Origin of the sequence: Collinsella sp. AM41-2BH, from assembly GCF_003468085.1 — a bacterium.
GTDB lineage: Bacteria > Actinomycetota > Coriobacteriia > Coriobacteriales > Coriobacteriaceae > Collinsella.
This window is the reverse complement of the sequence record NZ_QSGH01000001.1, coordinates 191,082-207,780: the sequence shown is the minus strand read 5'-3', so window position 1 is coordinate 207,780 and position 16,699 is coordinate 191,082. Positions and strand designations below refer to the sequence as shown.

Here is a 16,699-nt window from a genome sequence, read left to right as displayed (position 1 = left end):
GTCATTCATCTCCCTCGTATGTATCGAGGTATTCCTGCTTGAGCGTCTGCGAGGACGACTCGATCTTTTCCACGAGCGTGCCGGCCTCGATGAAGTAGAACGAGTTGGTGAGGTCTGCCAGGTCGTCGAGCAGATGGCTTGAAATGAGCACGCTGCGTCCCCGCGCCACTTCGCTGCGCATCGCGTCGCAGGAGGTTTTCCGTTTTCCCGGATCGAGGCCGTTCAGCGGTTCATCGAGGATGAGGTACGGGCAATCGGTCGCTATCGCCATGGCAAGCTTTACCTGCTGCTTCATTCCTGTCGAGAGTTTACGGGTCGGCTTGTCGAGATATGGGGAGATTCCGAGGGAGTCGCAGAGCGAGTCGATGTCGGCGGCCGATTTCCACGCCTCCCTAACGAAAGCAAGGTGCTCGATGGCCGATAGCGTGGGATAGAGATCCGCGCCGCCCGAAGAGCTCAGGTAGACGAGTTCTGCAAATTCGGCTGATCGACGTTGGCAGATTCCGTCTGCCGCCAGGCTTCCCGAGCGGATGCGGGTGGGAAATTGGCCCGACAGCGCTTCAAGAAGGGTGGTTTTCCCCGAGCCGTTGGGAGCAACGAGGCCCGCCGCCGTTCCCGGGCTCAGGAAAAGCGACCCGATTGAAAGTATCGTCGTGCTTCCGTATCCCACGCTCGCGTCTAGAAGCTCGAGCCCATGGTGCTTTTTCGCGGGTCCAGGCTGTTTGGGGGAACGTGTCGCAACGGCGCCGACCGCAAAAAGGACCGCGACGTATGCCAGGGCCACGGCAAGCATCGATGCGCTGCCTGAACCGGAGCCAATGAATTCTGTCGGGAAGCATCCTACGTAGCCCGTTGCCTCGATAGGCGAGAACACGGCCAGCGGCAGGAGATTGAGCGCGGCGTTATGCCCTAGTGCCGAATCGGACAGCAACGGGAATGCCGGGGCCGCGACAAGCAGCGCTGAGGTAAGGGGGCCCGCGAGGACGCGCCTCGTTGCGGTCGATAGGACGGCGGAGCAAACGGATATCAAGGTTCCGCCCGCAAGCAGCGCGAGAAGCAGGGCTGTGAAGACGTTTCCCGCGGTCGTGGTGGTAAGCGCGCCGTCATGGAAGAAGGCGATCGGGTACCCAATTTGCCCGAAGCCGTTTAGGACCAAGGCGTAAATGCCCCCGGGTGCGAGGCCGGCGAGGAGCATCGCGGTCCCCGCGACGATTATCGAAAACACGATCTGGATAAGGCGCCGGAATTTGGGCGCGGGCGCCTTTGCCGCCAGGGTCGCAGGCCTTGTGGCGCCGAGCACGAGTATCGACGAGAGAAGGAAGGGGATGAAGGGAAGGAAAGACGGCGCCGTGGCAATGGCGTAAGGCAGGAAGGAAAGGAATGGCAGGTCGTTTGCGGAGGCCGGGATATCCGTGATGCCGGAGCTGCTCAGGGCACGGCAATATGCGAGCGCTGCGTCATTGGTCTCTCGGTCTCCCACGATGGACCCGGATTGGAAGCCTTCGCCCATGAGCGCGTAGTAGCTCTCGGCAGAATCGAGAAAGGCGGCGTCGGTTTGAGCGGCAAGGGCGGCGTTCGCGTATCTTGCAAGCTCCGCGTCAGCTTGCTGCTCTGGCGATAGGTCTGTGCCGCTGGCCTGGGGCGCGCGCGTATTGAATGCGTCGACAAAGCCCTGCATGCCCTGCTTCATAAAGAAGGGCCCGTAGATGGGTGAATTGAACGCAATGGGGACGGAAAAGGCTGCAGCGAGAACGAGCGTACAAATCCATGCGGCCTTGTCTCTTAGGATCAGTTTGAGAAGAAGTCGACAGTACATTCAGAAGCACCTACGTTCCTCAAAGAATCGTTAGATTAAAAGTAACAGACCGGATGAAGATACGTGCGACGGGGGCGAGGCGAATGGCTGAGCGGTATCGATACGCGGGTTCAACGGTATCACATTGGCCACATAGATTTTTAACTTGCATTTCTACCCGCCCTTTTCGTAGAGTCGCCGATACGTGCTTAGCGCACCCTCGGCGCGTCCGGCAGGCTTTGCGAAATGGGATCCAGGAGACTTCGGCGCAGCATCATCTTGCGGAATGCTTCTAATGAGCCTCCCATCCTTCAAAAACAGAATCTCATCGCACAGCCTATCGACCGAATCCAAGATGTGGGATGACATGATGATGCACGTACCAGAATCGGCCAGCTTCCTGAGAATCTCGGAATGCAAGTCCACCCTGCTGGGGTCGAGCGCGTTCATGGGCTCATCTAATAGAAGGTACCGCGCGCCCGTCGCATACGCAATCGCCAGGGTAAGCTGCTGCTTCATGCCCTGGCTCAGAGTGCGGATCCTCATCTTCGCGAACTCGCCTATCTGCGTTTGTTCCACTATCTCTTCGATATCGCGAGCATGCGGCCACATATCGCAAACCATCTTGAGGTGATCTTCCGCACGCAATCCGGGATACAGCAGCGTCCCCTCACCAGGTGCATAGAAGATCATAGAACGGACCTCTCTCGCACCCGTACCCTGCACCTCATCCAGAACGATGCTCCCGTCCACGCGAGGACCCGGCAAACCTGCCATCGCACGCAGCAACGTCGTCTTTCCATGCCCGTTCGGAGCGACGAGACCGTAGACCGTACCCGGGGCAAACTCAGCGTTCACCGAATCTACGAGCACCTTCTTTCCATAAGAGATCGTCAGCGTTTGAAGGTCAATCATCGAGATCATCCCCTTTCGATCTTTGGAACACTCAGGCGCACCATCAACGGAGATACGGCGCCCAAGACCACCAGCAGAGCGCCCGATGCGCCGACGACCTCTCCAAAAGGCATCGCGTTCGTCCCTCGCCCAAGGAACCCAATCGTCCCCACCTGGGAAGCGGGATCAAACGAGGCGAATGGAGCCAGCAGCGCGACGCCCATGCCCACGCTTTCAACATGAGCGCTCAACGAACCCAACACCAAGAGAACCGCGCAAACCATTCCGGTGACAACGGAGTTGCGGCTAATCGCTGCTGTCAACGCAGCGACGACGGAAATCACGCCGTATGCCATGACCAGCAACGGAATACTGCACAACACCGCCTCCCCTACCGTGGACGTTGTCGAAGCTCCCGCCCGAATGAGAGCGACGGGATACTCCGATCCACCCGCACCGTTCTTAATCACGGACACAACGACAGCGGGAACCATCGACACCAAAAGCAGCACCAAGCCAAGCAGGAGAGCCAGCGCAACAGCCGTCAGAAAACGCACATGCGCTGTTGCGGGGATCTGGAGAACCAGAAGGGAACGACACTGCAGGTGGGTGCACGCGAGCGATGTGACAACCACGGGCAACAGCAAAAATAAGGAGGGAAGCGCTGCCTGGAGATACGAAAGGAGGATTAATGGGGGCATCTTCGTACTTAACTCGTAAACCTTGGGGTCCGGCAAGCTCGCGATCGACTCAAGCAGAAGGGCGCGCGCCTCCGCACGAGAAGGAGTCTCCGGCTCGATTCCGATCGATTGCAGGAGAGTCGCATCTGCCGCGCCCAGCTCACCTCGAGCGCGCTCGTACGTCGCAAGGCTTCGAAACCCCTCCGCAGGCATAGGCGCGTACACGAAACCCGAAAGAGCATCCCGCATGTCTTCCAGGGCCGCTTTGCCCTCGACGTCCATATTCGCAGCGTTCTGCTCTAGATACCGATCTATTGAACGGAGCTCTCCATCCCTATACCGAACAGCGGAAACGTTATCAGCGTCAGGAAACATCTCGACCAGAGCCGGGGCCAGCATCGTCGTCGACATTGCAATCGCGCATACGGCGAGGGTAGGAGAACGCAGGAGCAGTTTCCCCATCGTTCTTACGTATGCAACGGCGAAGGCACAAGCGCTCGAACGAGTTGCCGTTCTCGATGCAGTGAAGGAACCTCTCTCAAGACAAATCGGGGATATCGGGCACGCGCAGCCGCTCTTTCCAGCAACGCAAAGCAGGCTAATTGCCAGCACCTCGATCCCGATTGCGCATACGAGGGCAATCGCGCCACGCTCGAAGCAAAGTCCAGGCAGATTCACTATCTGCGTTGTCGGGTACGGGCTATAGGCGCCGACGGTCAACTCAGTGTTCGCATACGTAAGGGGATTCAACAGGGCGAACTCACGTAAAGCGATGGATCTTCCGTAATACCCGGGAACCATCGTCACCCCCATCAGGGCACATACGAACACGATTCCAAGCGTAGGGTTATTGGCAATCTTCACGGCAAGGTGAACGACAAGCGAGATGAACGCTGCCACCAAGAATTGCAAGATGGCCGTCTGCGCGAACACCAGCCAAGCCGGTTTGATAACCGGAGTCGCATATTGAATGTAGCCTATCGGATAGAACGGCGAGCCCGGGCCATTCTTCACAAGCGCGGCGATTATCCCTGGAAGATTGATGGCGAGGACGGCAAGCATTGCAAAAACACTCGCCCATACGCTCGATGCAACAAGTCTACCCAGCTCGCCCATCGGTGCCTGGATGATGAGCTTTTCACGTTTGTTAAGACGCGCGGCAAGGAACGAGACGGCAACGGCCGTTGCGACCCATAGCAAGTACTCCTTCGATCCGTCATAATAGGTGTACTCTCCATCCGATATCTGCAGAAACGGAAGTAGGGGAGAGAGCGGTGCCAAGATAAGACGTCCCGCGGCAAGAGGGTACAGAAGCGCGGGCATGCTTGATGAAGAGGTACAGACACCGTCCTCCCCCGCATTCACAAGCGCATCCGCATAGGATGCTGACAATTCCTGCTCAACACGGGTTATTCCCGACTCGAGGTATTCGACCCGTCCGTCGATGCCAGCCGCGCTCCTGAAGACGGGCAGAGCACAAAGAACCATCAACGCAACAACGACAACACAGAGCGACCTGGAGGAGAGAAGCGACCTAAAGATCGCCTTCGAGATTTTGAGCATATTCATCGCCAACCTTAACCTCATCCAGTCGGAACAGAAGGGCCGAACAAAATGCTCGGCCCTTCCTCGCATCTAGTAGGTGCTATAGACAAATTGCCATTTATCAGTTGTGCCAAGAACACCACAGGAGCACATTGCAGCGAGGCGGGATTCCCTATGATGCGCGGATCGGCGATAGCCATTTCGGTAGGAAATCGTCTTGTAAGAGATGTTGAACATCGAGATGCTGTGCCCGCTTACGCCGCGAGGACAGCTGTAGCTCCAGTAGGTATCGACGACGTCGTCCGTATACCCGAGGGGCTCAACGAGGGCACACTGGCTGCTCTCATGGGAAGGAGGCATCGGGGTATCCGCAAAAGCGGGGGCTCCCGGCAGCAACAAACAAAGAGCGAGGCCGAGGAAAACCAAGAGCTTACACGACTTAACAGTACTGAACATAATCCTCTCCAATCTAGAGGGGTTTCGGTTGCAGTATGCTGTGATTACTTGCCGGCAAAGTCAATTTAACATAAACTGTTAAAAAGTAACCTGAGTTTTTTAAATTCTTCGGAGGTTATTATGAGTTCCGACAATCGCACTCCCCGGCTTCATTCCTTCCGCATCGCATGTGCGATAGCCTCTGCGACCCTTTGCGCCACCGCCATCGCACAAGTGGCGTTCTCCTTAAAGCCAGCAATCGAAGTGCTCGACAACCCTGTAATTGCAGACTCCCCCGCGTATCCAGCCCTTGCGATCTCGACATTGGTCCCTGCCGTCATCGGTATCGCTACGACCATCCTCAGCGCCGTTCTCGTGTGGACGATCAAGAGCGGAGACCCCTTCAAGAAAGGGTCTGCGACATGCTTGAAGGTGCTCGGCATTCTCTTCGTTGTTCAAGCTGCCACCAGCCTCTACGCCGGCTCACTCAAAACCTCCGTTTCGATGTTTGGCGGCGAGGGGGCCGTCGGCGCCCAAGAGATCGCTTCATCATTCGATTGGACCTCTCTGGTTCTCGGCATCGTCCTGTTCATGCTTTCCCAGCTCTTCTTGTACGCCCGAGAGCTGTACCTCGACTCCGACGAGATTGCGTAAGGAAACGCCATGCCCGTAATTGTTCGCCTCGACAAGATCATGGCCGAGCGAAAGATTTCCTCGAACGAACTTGCCGAAAGGATTGGAACCACGCCCGTGAACCTGTCCCGTATTAAAAAAGGGCATATTCGCGGCATTCGCTTCAACACACTCGAGCAGCTATGCCTCGCCCTTCGTTGCCAACCCGGAGACCTTCTCGAAGTCATGAGCGAAGAGGATGCCCGAAAGGAGTTCGGACTCGATTGGTCCGCCGAGGATTAGAGGGCGGTCGTACTCGCCCTGCACACGGGGATGCGAATCGGCGAGGTCTGCGGCCTTCGGTGGTGCGATGTGGATTTCGAGACGGGCCTGATCTCGATCAGACACTCGGTGGCGTACGCGAAGGGAATGGGTTCGTTCATCAAGGACACCAAGACCCATGACGCCAGGGGTATCCCCATCGACCCGGTCGGCCTACTCCCCTTCCTGAAGGAGACCCACGAGATCGACTGCGGAAAGCTGCGCTTGCGCGGCCTTACCGGGGCGGTCGAGATCGGGGACTGCTACATCCTGTCGGAGCCGGGCGCGACCTTCGCGACGACAAGCTATATCCGCAGGGCGTTCAAGACGTTCTCGGAGACCAACGGCCTCATGGGCACCAACGATGAGCTGATCACGTTCCACGGCCTTCGCCACACGTTCGCAACGCAGTGGATCCGCCAAGGCGGCGATATCAAGGCGCTCCAATCGATCCTCGGCCACAAGGACGCCATGGCGACGCTCAACGTCTACGCCGACATCGAGCCCATCTCCAAAATCCATAACATGCTGCGCGCCACGCCGTGCCTTTGGCGCGGGCACCTCGGGCCGAGGGTCGATCCGGGTCCAATGTTCCAACAGAGGATCCAGGAGTCCATCGAGACGCTCCAGGCGTTCGGCTACGGCATCACCGAGCCGGACGACCGAAATATCGCCATACGCGACGTGAAGACGAACAGTTGGCTCTAGCTCACCGAGTACGCGGCAGTGCTGGGCCCATCCCAACTGAGGTCACGGTGGTCCGATAGGGGCGCCGCCCGCGGCATGCGCCGCGGAGCGGTATCCCCTACCGAAGGGCGGGGATGCCCTCCGCTTCCAGTTCGGAATCAGCCGTCGGAGGCGTTCGGCTGACTGCGGGAACGGCCTGTCCGCTCAATGTGTTCGGCTGAGATCGGAAATCAACCCAACACGAGCCGGACACGCGCCAGACGGCTCTTCCCCGTGCGGCCTTCCCCCTTACGCTCATGTTGCAGGCATGTAACGCCGCAGCGAGCGCGCCTTTTTTGCGCCAGACAGGTACAATGATGAACACTGTACCGTAGCGGAGCGCCCCGCGCGCGCCGCAATCACGCGAAAGGGTTTCCCATGGCCGAGATCTCGTCCTCCCGTATCGTCATCACCGTCCTTGGCAAGAACCGCCCCGGCATCGTCGCCGGCGTCACCCGCGTTCTGGGCGAGGCCAACGTCGACATCCGCGACATCACGCAGTCCATTATCGAGGACATCTTCACCATGACCATGCTGGCCGACACCGCCGAGTCCAAGCTCGACTTTGCCGAGCTGCAGAAGGCCCTGGCCGAGGCCGGCGAGCTTTCGGGCGTCAACGTGTCCATCCAGCGCGAGGACGTCTTTAACTTTATGTACCGCCTGTAGCGAACAGGCTGCGTGGAGACGGCCCAACGTGCGCCCAGGCGCAACGTCACCACATGGCCCGGAGAGGAGCGCACATGGCCTACGACGCCAAGAAAATCTACTACCGCTTCGACGACCACCTGAGCCGTCTGGTCTTGGATTACGAAGCAAGCCGCCAGATTTCGTCTGAGAGCGAAAACCTCTACCACGGCCTGCCGACCGACCCTTATGACGAGGGCCTGTTTGTTGAGCACAATGTCAAGCGCGGCCTGCGCAATGCCGACGGCTCGGGCGTGGTCGCGGGCCTCACTCGCATCTCGGATGTGCACGGCTACAACAAGGTCGACGGAAAGGTCGTGCCCGATCAGGGCAAGCTCACGCTTCGCGGCTACAGCATCGAGGATCTGGTCAACAATGCCCAGGCCGAGAATCGCTACGGCTACGAGGAAGTCGCCTATCTGCTTATCACGGGTTCGCTACCCAACAAGGAAGAGCTCGACGGCTTTTGCGAGCGCCTGGGCGCCTTTAGACATCTGAGCGACGAGTACGTCAAAGAGTTCCCTATGACCACGGTGTCGTCGAGCATCATGAACGTGCTCCAGCGCGCCGTGCTGCTGCTCTACGCCTTCGATGCCGAACCAGACGTGATCACGCCCGAGCACGAAATCGACGTCGCCATTTCCATGCTCGCACGTCTCCCGCGCATCGCCGCCTTCGCACACATGGCCTCGATCGCCAAGCTTCGCGGCTCCGAGGTTCACGTGCCGCACCCCACGCCCGGTCTCTCCACCGCCGAGACCATCCTACAGGTCCTGCGCGGCGGCATGGCATTCACCCGCGATGAGGCGATGCTGCTCGACGTTATGCTCATGCTGCATGCCGAGCACGGCGGCGGCAACAACTCCACCTTCGCCTGCCGCGTGCTGTCCTCTTCGGCAACCGACCCGTATTCCGCTTACGCCGCGGCTATCGGCTCGCTCAAGGGCCCGCGCCACGGCGGTGCCAATGCCAAGGTCGTGTCTATGCACGAGGACATCCGCGCGCATGTCTCCAACTGGGAGGACGAGGACGAGGTTGCAGCCTACCTGGGCAAGATTCTCGACAAGCAGGCCTTCGACGGCACGGGTCTCATCTACGGTATGGGCCACGCCGTCTACACGCTGAGCGACCCGCGTGCCGAGGTGTGCCGCCGTTACGCGCGCTCACTGGCAGCCAAGAAGGACTTGGGCGAAGAGTTCGCACTCATCGAGCGCATCGAGCGCCTGGCACCGCAGGTGATGCGCGACCACGGCATGACCAAGCCCATCTGCGCCAACATCGACCTGTACACAGGCTTTATCTACAAGATGCTCGGCGTGCCCGAAACGCTCTTTACGCCGCTATTCGCCGTCGCCCGCATGGCCGGCTGGTCGGCACACCGCATGGAAGAGCTCTTCTGCGCGCACCGTATCATCCGCCCCGCCTATCGTCCGGTGATCGAGCCGCTGGAGTACAAGCCGCTCGCCGACCGCTAGGACGCGGACCGTTATAGAACTCGAGCGTGGCCAGGGACCCAAGCCCTCGGCCACGCTTTTTATGCCAGTAGAAAGGACCGCATCAAATGATTGTGTTTTCCGATATGGATGGGACGCTGCTGACGAGCGATAAGCAAATGAGCGATGCCACCTGGGCGATGCTCGACGAGCTCGCACATCGTGGCATCGAGTTTGTTCCCTGCACGGGACGTCCACTGTCGGGCATCTTTGAGCCCATTCTCGCCCATCCCGCCGTGCACTACGCGGTCTGTGCCAACGGCGCCAGCGTCTGGCAGCTCGACGAGGATACGCCCACCGACGCCTCGCGCGCCACGTGCATCTTGAGCCGTCCGCTCGACCGTGGCATTGCCCACCGCATCCATCGCATTGCCGCCGGCCACGATGTGACCTTCGATATCTTCGCGGACGGGCAGTGCTTCCTCCCCCGCTCGCTCTACACGCGCCTGGACGAATTCTGCGGCGGCGACCCCCACATCGCGGCTTCGCTCAAGCGCACACGAACACCGATCGACATGAATATCGACAGCAAGATCGACGAGGTCGAGACGCTCGAACGCATCGCCATGTACTGGCACGACCCGGCCGATCGCGACGCCATCGCGGCGGAGCTCGACACGCTCGGAGGCATTGAGGTCACACGTTCGTACGCCATGAATATCGAGGTCATGGGCGAGGGCGCCACCAAGGGAACGGCCCTCACGTGGCTATGCGAGCACTTGGGCGAGCGTCTCGCCGACGCCTGGGCGTTCGGCGACAACATCAACGACATTCCCATGCTGCAGGCAGCAGGCCACGGCATGGCCATGGTCAACGGCGAGCCCGAAGACCGCGACGCCGCCGACGCCATCACCGAGTTCGACAACGACCACGACGGCGTCGCCCGCACCATCATGGCCGCCCTCGCCTAGTCATTGGCCAGTCACTGGGGACGTTCTTGAATGACTAGTCGTTGGGGACAGTCTTCGCGAAAAAGCTGCAAGGACTGTCCCCCACTGCCGGCAGAAAAGGAACGTCCCCATCTGCCGGATTAAGCGAGACTCTCCAGCACGCGACGGAGCTCCTGCTGGACGGCGTGGTCGCGATTACAACCCACCACGCGATCGGCCACCGCCTTGAGCGCGGGGCGCGCGTTTCCCATCGCACAGCCCGTACCGACAAAGCGAATGATCTCGTAGTCGTTCATCGAGTCGCCAAACGCCATGACCTCGTCGCGTTCGACGCCATAGTGCTCCATGAGCTGTGCGATGCCCGAGGCCTTCGACACACCGGGCTGCATGGCATCGATCCACGCGTTGCCCGAAGGCGCAAAAGTAAAGAGCTGACCGAGTTCACGCTGCAGTACGTAAGCGCTGTCCATAACGGCACCGTCATCGCAAAAGATACTCGCCTTGATGATATTTACGCTGGGATCGGGCAGCTCCCAAATACGCTCGGCATTGGGAAGGTCCTTATCGACCTCACGCACGAACTTGCACTCGTCATCGAGCAAGAAGGACTTGGTTCGGTCAAAAAGCGCAAGATGCAGATTGGGAAACGTCGCGACGGCTTGGGCGAGCCTTCGAATCGCCAGGTGCGAATACACCTCACGGTCTACCATCTTGCCGTCGGCGAAGACCTGGGCACCGTTAGCGGCGACAAAGTCCATCTTGTCGCGAACGGGCGCAAAGAACTCGCACAGGCGATCGTAGCGACGACCTGACGATGCGGCGAAATGCACGCCATGCTCGCGTAGCGCCAGAATCAGTTCGTAGGTCTCGGGAGGCACCTGGCCGTTTTCGTCAAGCAACGTGCCGTCCATATCGGATGCAATCAGTTTAAACATAGAAAAGCTCCCTTCGGGCTTGTTGGAATCGAACGTGTATCCGATTCCAACGTACCCAAAGGGAGCTCAAATAAGACTCCGCGGGCGTAAACGTTACAAGGACCTGGCAAATAGCTCACACATGCCAGAGGTCTCACGGTCGCGGCGTCAGGCGACACGCCAAAGAGTGTCCCCAACGACTAGTCGTTTAAGAACGTCCCCGATGACTAGTCGGCGTAGGTGAAGGTTGTAACGTCGAACATGCCCTCGGGGCGGATGCGGAGCGTCGGGATCACCGGCAGGGGCAGGAAAATGATGCCCATGATGGGGTCGAGCGGCGGCTCAATACCCATGGCGCGCGCCTTGACCATAAAGTCGTCGTGCTGCGCGGCAACGTCCTCGGCCGTACCCTCGCTCATAAGGCCACCGAGCGCCAGCGGAATGCGCGCCACGACCTCGCCGTTGCGCACCAGCACGTGGCCGCCCTGGCCCACGGCCTCAACGGCAGCCATCATATCCGCCGCATTGTCGCCCACCACGCACACGTTATGCGAATCGTGGCCGATCGTGGAGGCAATGGCACCACCGGTGATGGTGAAACCGCGCACCCAACCGCGACCGATATGCTTGCCGACCAAGCCCAGACCGGCGGGGCCGTCGCCGTCGACACCCTCGACCTGCAACGACACGCCACGGCCATGGCGCTCAATCAGCATAATGCGGCGCAAGTCCTCGTCAGTCTCGGGGCGAATCATGCCCGTGATAGCCATGCCCGGGATCACATCGATAACGGCCTCGCCCGGCTTAAAGGCATAGTCGAACACATCGAGCGAAAGCTTCGGCAGCTTAACGGAGGCACGCAGCTCATCGGCAAGGGCCGCAACCTCGGCCATCTCGGGTGCAATCTCGCCCACAAAGGTGCCGTCCTGCGCCACCAGGGCACCGGCGGCATATACGCGATGCGGAGCCGTGGCAAACGTCAGATCATTGAGCACCAGCAGGTCGGCACGCTTGCCCGGGGCAATCGCACCGCGTAGCTCGTACGGGTCGCGGCAGCCGTGATCCAGGCCAAACGCCTCGGCCGTGGAGAGGGACGCCATAGAGATGGCAACCACGGGGTCAATGCCGGCCTCGATAGCCACACGGCAGGCGTTGTCGATCATACCGGTCGAAAGCGCGTCGGAGGGAGCACGGTCGTCGGTCGCAAAGCAGCAGCGGCGGGCACGGGCGGGGTTTTCCAGCAGCATCGGCGACAAGTTGGCCAGGTCATGGCTGCACGTACCCTCGCGCAGCATCACATACATGCCGCGGGACAGCTTGTCGAGTGCCTCCTCGGGAATCGTCGACTCGTGGTCGGCGATAATGCCCGCCGCGGCATAGGCGTTGAGGTCCTTTCCGGCAACGAGCGGCGCGTGGCCGTCAACCTGCTTGGACGGCGTCTGGTTGGCAGCATCGATGCGAGCACAGGTCTCGGGGTCGCCCATAAAGACGCCCGGCAGGTTCATCATCTCACCCAGACCGAAGACATCGCCCGGATACTCGGCAAAAAACGCCTGCATATCGGCGGCGGTAATGACGGCACCGGCCTGCTCATCGGGCAGCGCGGGCACGCACGAGGGCATCATGTACTTGATGGAAATGGGCGCGCGACGGCCGTCCTCGATCATAAAGCGCAGGCCGTCCAGGCCGGAAACGTTGGCAATCTCGTGGCTGTCGGCAATGGCAGTGGTGGTGCCGCGCGTCGCCGCCATGCGCGCATACTCAGCAGGGCGGATGTTCGAAGATTCGATATGCAAGTGCCCGTCGATAAAACCGGGGGCAAGATAGCGGCCCTGGCAGTCGATGACTTCAGCCGCCTCGTAGGTGCCAGCAGCGTCATCGCGACCGTCGTAGAGCACGCCGACGATTACGCCATCCTTGACGGCAACGCTACCGGGCGCCACGCGCTGGCCATATACGTCGACAATCTGCGCATTGGTAAACAGCGTGTCGACGGGCACGCGACCCTCGGCAGCGTCGATCACAGACCTCATGACCTCAACGGACATACATACTCCTTTAACCGTAGAAAAAAGCTGCGGGGCGGACGGGCCTTCACCGCAGCAAGCCAATAGCCATTGTATGCCCAAAAGGAGGACCAGGAATACACCCCCTGCAAATGACGAGAGTGGACAATCTCCCACTTTGAGCCCGCAGACAGGCAAAAAACGGGAGATTATCCACTCTCAATCTGCGGGCACTCATTTAAGTACGTCCCCAATGAGTGCCCTAAAAAGGCCGCAGTCGGGAATCCCGGCTGCGGCCTTGTTGCACTTGTAAGGTCAACTCGCTCGTTAGACCAACTTGAAGCCCTTGCGCTTGCCTACTGAGAGGGTGTCGCCCAGCTTGAGGGCGCTCGGGTCGATGTTGTAGCTCTTGGGAGCCACCGCCTCGCCGTTGATCTTGACGCCGCCGCCGTCAATGTCACGACGGGCCTGGCCGGCGCTCGCCGAAAGGCCCAGGTCCTTAAGCAGGCCGGCGAGGTAGATCTGGCCCTCGTCGTTGACGGTCAGCTCGACATGCTTCTCGGGGAAGTCGGCAAGCTGGCCCTCCTTGAACACGCGGTCGAACTCGGCCTGAGCCTCGTCACCGGCACCGGCGCCGTGATAGGTGTCGCACAGGTCGCGGCCCAGCGCGCGCTTGAGCTCATAGGGATCGGCGGAACCGTCGGCCAGGGCAGCGTCGATCTTGTCGACCTCGGCCGGGGCGAGCGAGCTAGCCAGACGATAGTACTTGCCGATCATCTCGTCGGGGATAGACATGGTCTTGCCGAACATATCCTTGGGAGCATCGGTCAGGCCGATGTAGTTGCCGTAGGACTTGGACATCTTGCGCACGCCATCGGTGCCCTCGAGCAGCGGCATGGTAAGCGCGATCTGCGGCTCCATGCCCATCTTCTCCATGAGCTCGCGGCCGGCGAGCAGGTTGAAGAGCTGGTCGGTGCCGCCCATCTCGACGTCGGCCTTGATCTGAACGGAGTCGAAGGCCTGCATCACGGGGTACAGAAACTCGTGCAGGGCAATCGGCGTCTGGGACTGGTAGCGCTTGGTAAAGTCGTCGCGCTCAAGGATGCGGGCGACGGTGAACTTGGAGCACACCTGCAGCAGGCCGGCCAGGTCCATCGAAAGGATCCAGTCGCCGTTGTGCACGATGGTGGTCTTCTCGGGGTCCAGGATCTTCATGGCCTGGCTCACGTAGGTCTCGGCGTTGGCCTCGATCTGCTCCTGCGAAAGCTGCGGGCGGGTGGAGTTCTTGCCCGAGGGGTCGCCGATCAGCGCAGTGCCGTTGCCGATGATAAGGGTGACGTTGTGGCCCAGGTCCTGGAACTGACGCATCTTGCGCAGGGGCACGGCATGGCCCAGGTGCAGGTCGGGGCTGGTGGGATCGACGCCGAGCTTGATGTTGAGGGGCTCGCCCTTCTCAAGCTTCTTGCGAAGGTCGGCCTCGGGGACGATCTGCGCTGCACCCGAGGTGATGATACGCATTTGCTCGTCAACAGACAGCATTGGGTATCCTCCTTTTGCTATAGCACCCTCACCGGATACGGCGGTGCTGGAAGTTCATAAACCCACTAATAATAACCAAAACAGCGCGACGCGGCACCTACGACAGGAAAATCCTCGTCCTGCCGCACGCGTCGATAACGACCGGCAAACGCGTGCCGTCACGTTCGACCAAAAAGCGCGCCTGCTGACGGCGCGAGCAGTCACGGCAACGGACCTGCCCCGTTGCATCCGTGGCGCAGGCGCCCTCGGCAGTCAGCAAGCAGTGCTCGCACACCATGAGCTCGGGACGGTCGGCATCGACAGGCCCCAAGACACCGGGGCAAGCGGCAAGCTCGGCAACACGCTCCGCATCATTGCCGAGCAACTCGGCCGACAAGCACACCCGCCCCGCACCGAGTCCGCGCAGCCAGGTAAGCGTGGCCCGATTGGCACAGAACACCGGCGCCGCCACGTCAAACGTTGTGCCCAGCTCGCGGGCCATCGCCACTTGTCCCAGATTGCGGCAGACGACGCGCCCGGCACGCTGCATAAGCGCCCGAGTCCGCTCGGCGTCGCCCGCGCGGCACACTTCGTCGAGCACCACCGTTGTATCGGACAGATCTCGCTCATCGCGCGGACCCACATCCATCAGCTCCCAGGCAAAGACCATACGAGCAAAATCCTCGCGCTTTACCGGCCCCGCCGACCCCGCCAACTCCGTCGACGCGCCGCCATCCACCGCAGCGTCCTCAAAGGGCAGCACCTCAACGGCACGCGCAACGGGCGCAATCGCATCCGCCTCGGCCCGCATGCGCTCCAACACCGCCGTCGTCTGATCCAACACGCCGGCGCTGCGAATCAGATAGACCTCGCAGCCCGCGTCCACCTTACGCTTGCAATGCACGACGACGCGCTTCCCCGCTGCGGCATCCACCGGGCAGGGCACCTGCGGCCAGCGCTTGGGCACATCGGGACGCGCGTCGACACCCGGATAGAACCGAATCTCGAGCGTGTCACCCGCCGCCACGGCGGCATCGAGCTCAACGGTCACCTCTTCGTGGCCCACAGCGACCAAGCGCCCCACGCGCACGCCCTGGTTGATCGCGCGCTCAAAGCTCATGAGCTCGGCACCCGAACGACCCCGCAGGTAAGCATCGGTAAACCCACGGTTAAACGACCTTCCCAGCTCGCGTTCAAGCTCTTCCACGGCACCGGAGTCCCACGCGCCGTCGCACAGCATATCGAGTGCCCGACGCCACACCCTCACCACGTTGAATACGTAATCGGGATTCTTCATGCGTCCCTCGATCTTGAGCGATGCCACGCCGGCGGCAACAAGCTCGGGCAGGTGCGCGATACCCAGATAGTCACGCGGACAAAGCAGGCGGTCTCCCTCGACGGCAACAACACTCTGCCCCGCCTCGTCCACTAGGTCGTACGCCAGACGGCACGGCTGCGTGCAGTCGCCGCGCATCGCCGAGCGCCCACGCCGCAGGGCCGAGAACTCGCACGCCCCCGAATAGCCGATGCAAATCGCACCGTGGCAGAATACCTCGATGGGCACGCCCGTGGCACATAGCGCCGCAATCTCGTCGACCGTCAGCTCGCGTGCCGTCGTCACGCGCTCGACCCCCAGTTCATCGGCGGCAAGCCGCACGGCACCCTCGCTATGAGCGCCCGCCTGCGTGGACAGGTGAATCTCGACCCCGGGAATCGCCGCGCGCAGCGCGCAGGCCAACCCGGCATCGGCGACAATCAGAGCATCGGCGCCCAGCTCCAGTGCATGAGCTCCCAACGCCACCGCGTCGGACAACTCATCGTCAAACACGAACACGTTGAGCGTTACGTACACATGCACGCCATGGGCATGCGCCACGGCGCAGCCGCGCGCAAACTCGTTATCCGTAAAGCCATGGGCGCTCACACGGGCGTTAAAGCCGCCCAACCCCGCATAGATGGCATCGGCACCCGCGGCGATAGCCGCAAGCATCTGGTCGAGTCCGCCCGCCGGCGCCAGCAGCTCGGGCAGCGCCGCACTGACAACATCCAATCCAGTCTCGTATTGTCCGCTCGGCCCCATCGTCCGAATCGCCATCGACAAACTCCTTACCAAGGTATGCATTCACTCTGAAAAATGCCGTCTTCCAGCATACACGAGGCCTCGCGCGCCCCGTTTGGTTTATCGT

13 protein-coding genes are annotated in these 16,699 nt (G+C 60.8%); 6 read left to right on the top strand and 7 right to left on the bottom strand.

The features are described from left to right. Position 1: 1 nt before the first annotated feature. The 3 genes from DW899_RS00985 to DW899_RS00975 form a co-directional block, all read right to left on the bottom strand. Complete coding sequence (locus DW899_RS00985) at positions 2-1,690, bottom strand: ABC transporter ATP-binding protein (protein ID WP_158566540.1); 1,689 nt, start codon at positions 1,688-1,690, stop codon at positions 2-4. A 279-nt stretch (positions 1,691-1,969) separates the two neighbouring features. Then, positions 1,970-2,710 carry an ATP-binding cassette domain-containing protein gene (locus DW899_RS00980; RefSeq protein ID WP_117769450.1) on the bottom strand — a complete coding sequence of 247 codons (741 nt, stop codon included), beginning with the start codon at positions 2,708-2,710 and terminating at the stop codon, positions 1,970-1,972. Positions 2,711-2,715: 5 nt separating this feature from the next. After that, positions 2,716-4,938 carry a hypothetical protein gene (locus DW899_RS00975; RefSeq protein ID WP_117630073.1) on the bottom strand — a complete coding sequence of 741 codons (2,223 nt, stop codon included), beginning with the start codon at positions 4,936-4,938 and terminating at the stop codon, positions 2,716-2,718. 552 nt (positions 4,939-5,490) lie between these two features. Between DW899_RS00975 and DW899_RS00965 the strand changes: the two genes are divergently transcribed. From DW899_RS00965 to DW899_RS00940, 6 genes are all read left to right on the top strand, one after another. Next, positions 5,491-6,003: a DUF2975 domain-containing protein gene (locus tag DW899_RS00965; RefSeq protein ID WP_006235293.1), complete on the top strand. Its 513-nt coding sequence runs from the start codon at positions 5,491-5,493 to the stop codon at positions 6,001-6,003. Between the two features lie 9 nt (positions 6,004-6,012). Continuing rightward, positions 6,013-6,264: a helix-turn-helix transcriptional regulator gene (locus tag DW899_RS00960; RefSeq protein ID WP_006235292.1), complete on the top strand. Its 252-nt coding sequence runs from the start codon at positions 6,013-6,015 to the stop codon at positions 6,262-6,264. An 18-nt stretch (positions 6,265-6,282) separates the two neighbouring features. Then, positions 6,283-6,990 carry a site-specific integrase gene (locus DW899_RS00955; protein WP_255360342.1) on the top strand — a complete coding sequence of 236 codons (708 nt, stop codon included), beginning with the start codon at positions 6,283-6,285 and terminating at the stop codon, positions 6,988-6,990. 396 nt (positions 6,991-7,386) lie between these two features. Beyond that, complete coding sequence (locus DW899_RS00950; RefSeq protein WP_006235289.1) at positions 7,387-7,674, top strand: ACT domain-containing protein; 288 nt, start codon at positions 7,387-7,389, stop codon at positions 7,672-7,674. A gap of 74 nt (positions 7,675-7,748) precedes the next feature. Further along, on the top strand, positions 7,749-9,167 hold the full coding sequence (locus tag DW899_RS00945) for a citrate synthase (RefSeq protein ID WP_117630075.1): 1,419 nt from the start codon (positions 7,749-7,751) through the stop codon (positions 9,165-9,167). 86 nt (positions 9,168-9,253) lie between these two features. After that, complete coding sequence (locus tag DW899_RS00940; protein ID WP_117630076.1) at positions 9,254-10,096, top strand: Cof-type HAD-IIB family hydrolase; 843 nt, start codon at positions 9,254-9,256, stop codon at positions 10,094-10,096. Positions 10,097-10,215: 119 nt separating this feature from the next. Here the strand turns inward: DW899_RS00940 and DW899_RS00935 are convergent, their stop codons facing one another. The 4 genes from DW899_RS00935 to DW899_RS00920 all read right to left on the bottom strand — a co-directional run bounded on the left by DW899_RS00935 (position 10,216) and on the right by DW899_RS00920 (position 16,608). Continuing rightward, positions 10,216-11,010: a Cof-type HAD-IIB family hydrolase gene (locus DW899_RS00935; RefSeq protein ID WP_117630077.1), complete on the bottom strand. Its 795-nt coding sequence runs from the start codon at positions 11,008-11,010 to the stop codon at positions 10,216-10,218. A 206-nt stretch (positions 11,011-11,216) separates the two neighbouring features. Then, positions 11,217-13,037, bottom strand: coding sequence for an adenine deaminase (locus DW899_RS00930; protein WP_117630078.1), 1,821 nt, complete (start codon positions 13,035-13,037; stop codon positions 11,217-11,219). 285 nt (positions 13,038-13,322) lie between these two features. Next, positions 13,323-14,534: a tyrosine--tRNA ligase gene (gene tyrS / locus DW899_RS00925; RefSeq protein WP_117799733.1), complete on the bottom strand. Its 1,212-nt coding sequence runs from the start codon at positions 14,532-14,534 to the stop codon at positions 13,323-13,325. A gap of 97 nt (positions 14,535-14,631) precedes the next feature. After that, complete coding sequence (locus DW899_RS00920; RefSeq protein WP_158551615.1) at positions 14,632-16,608, bottom strand: U32 family peptidase; 1,977 nt, start codon at positions 16,606-16,608, stop codon at positions 14,632-14,634. Positions 16,609-16,699: the final 91 nt, after the last annotated feature.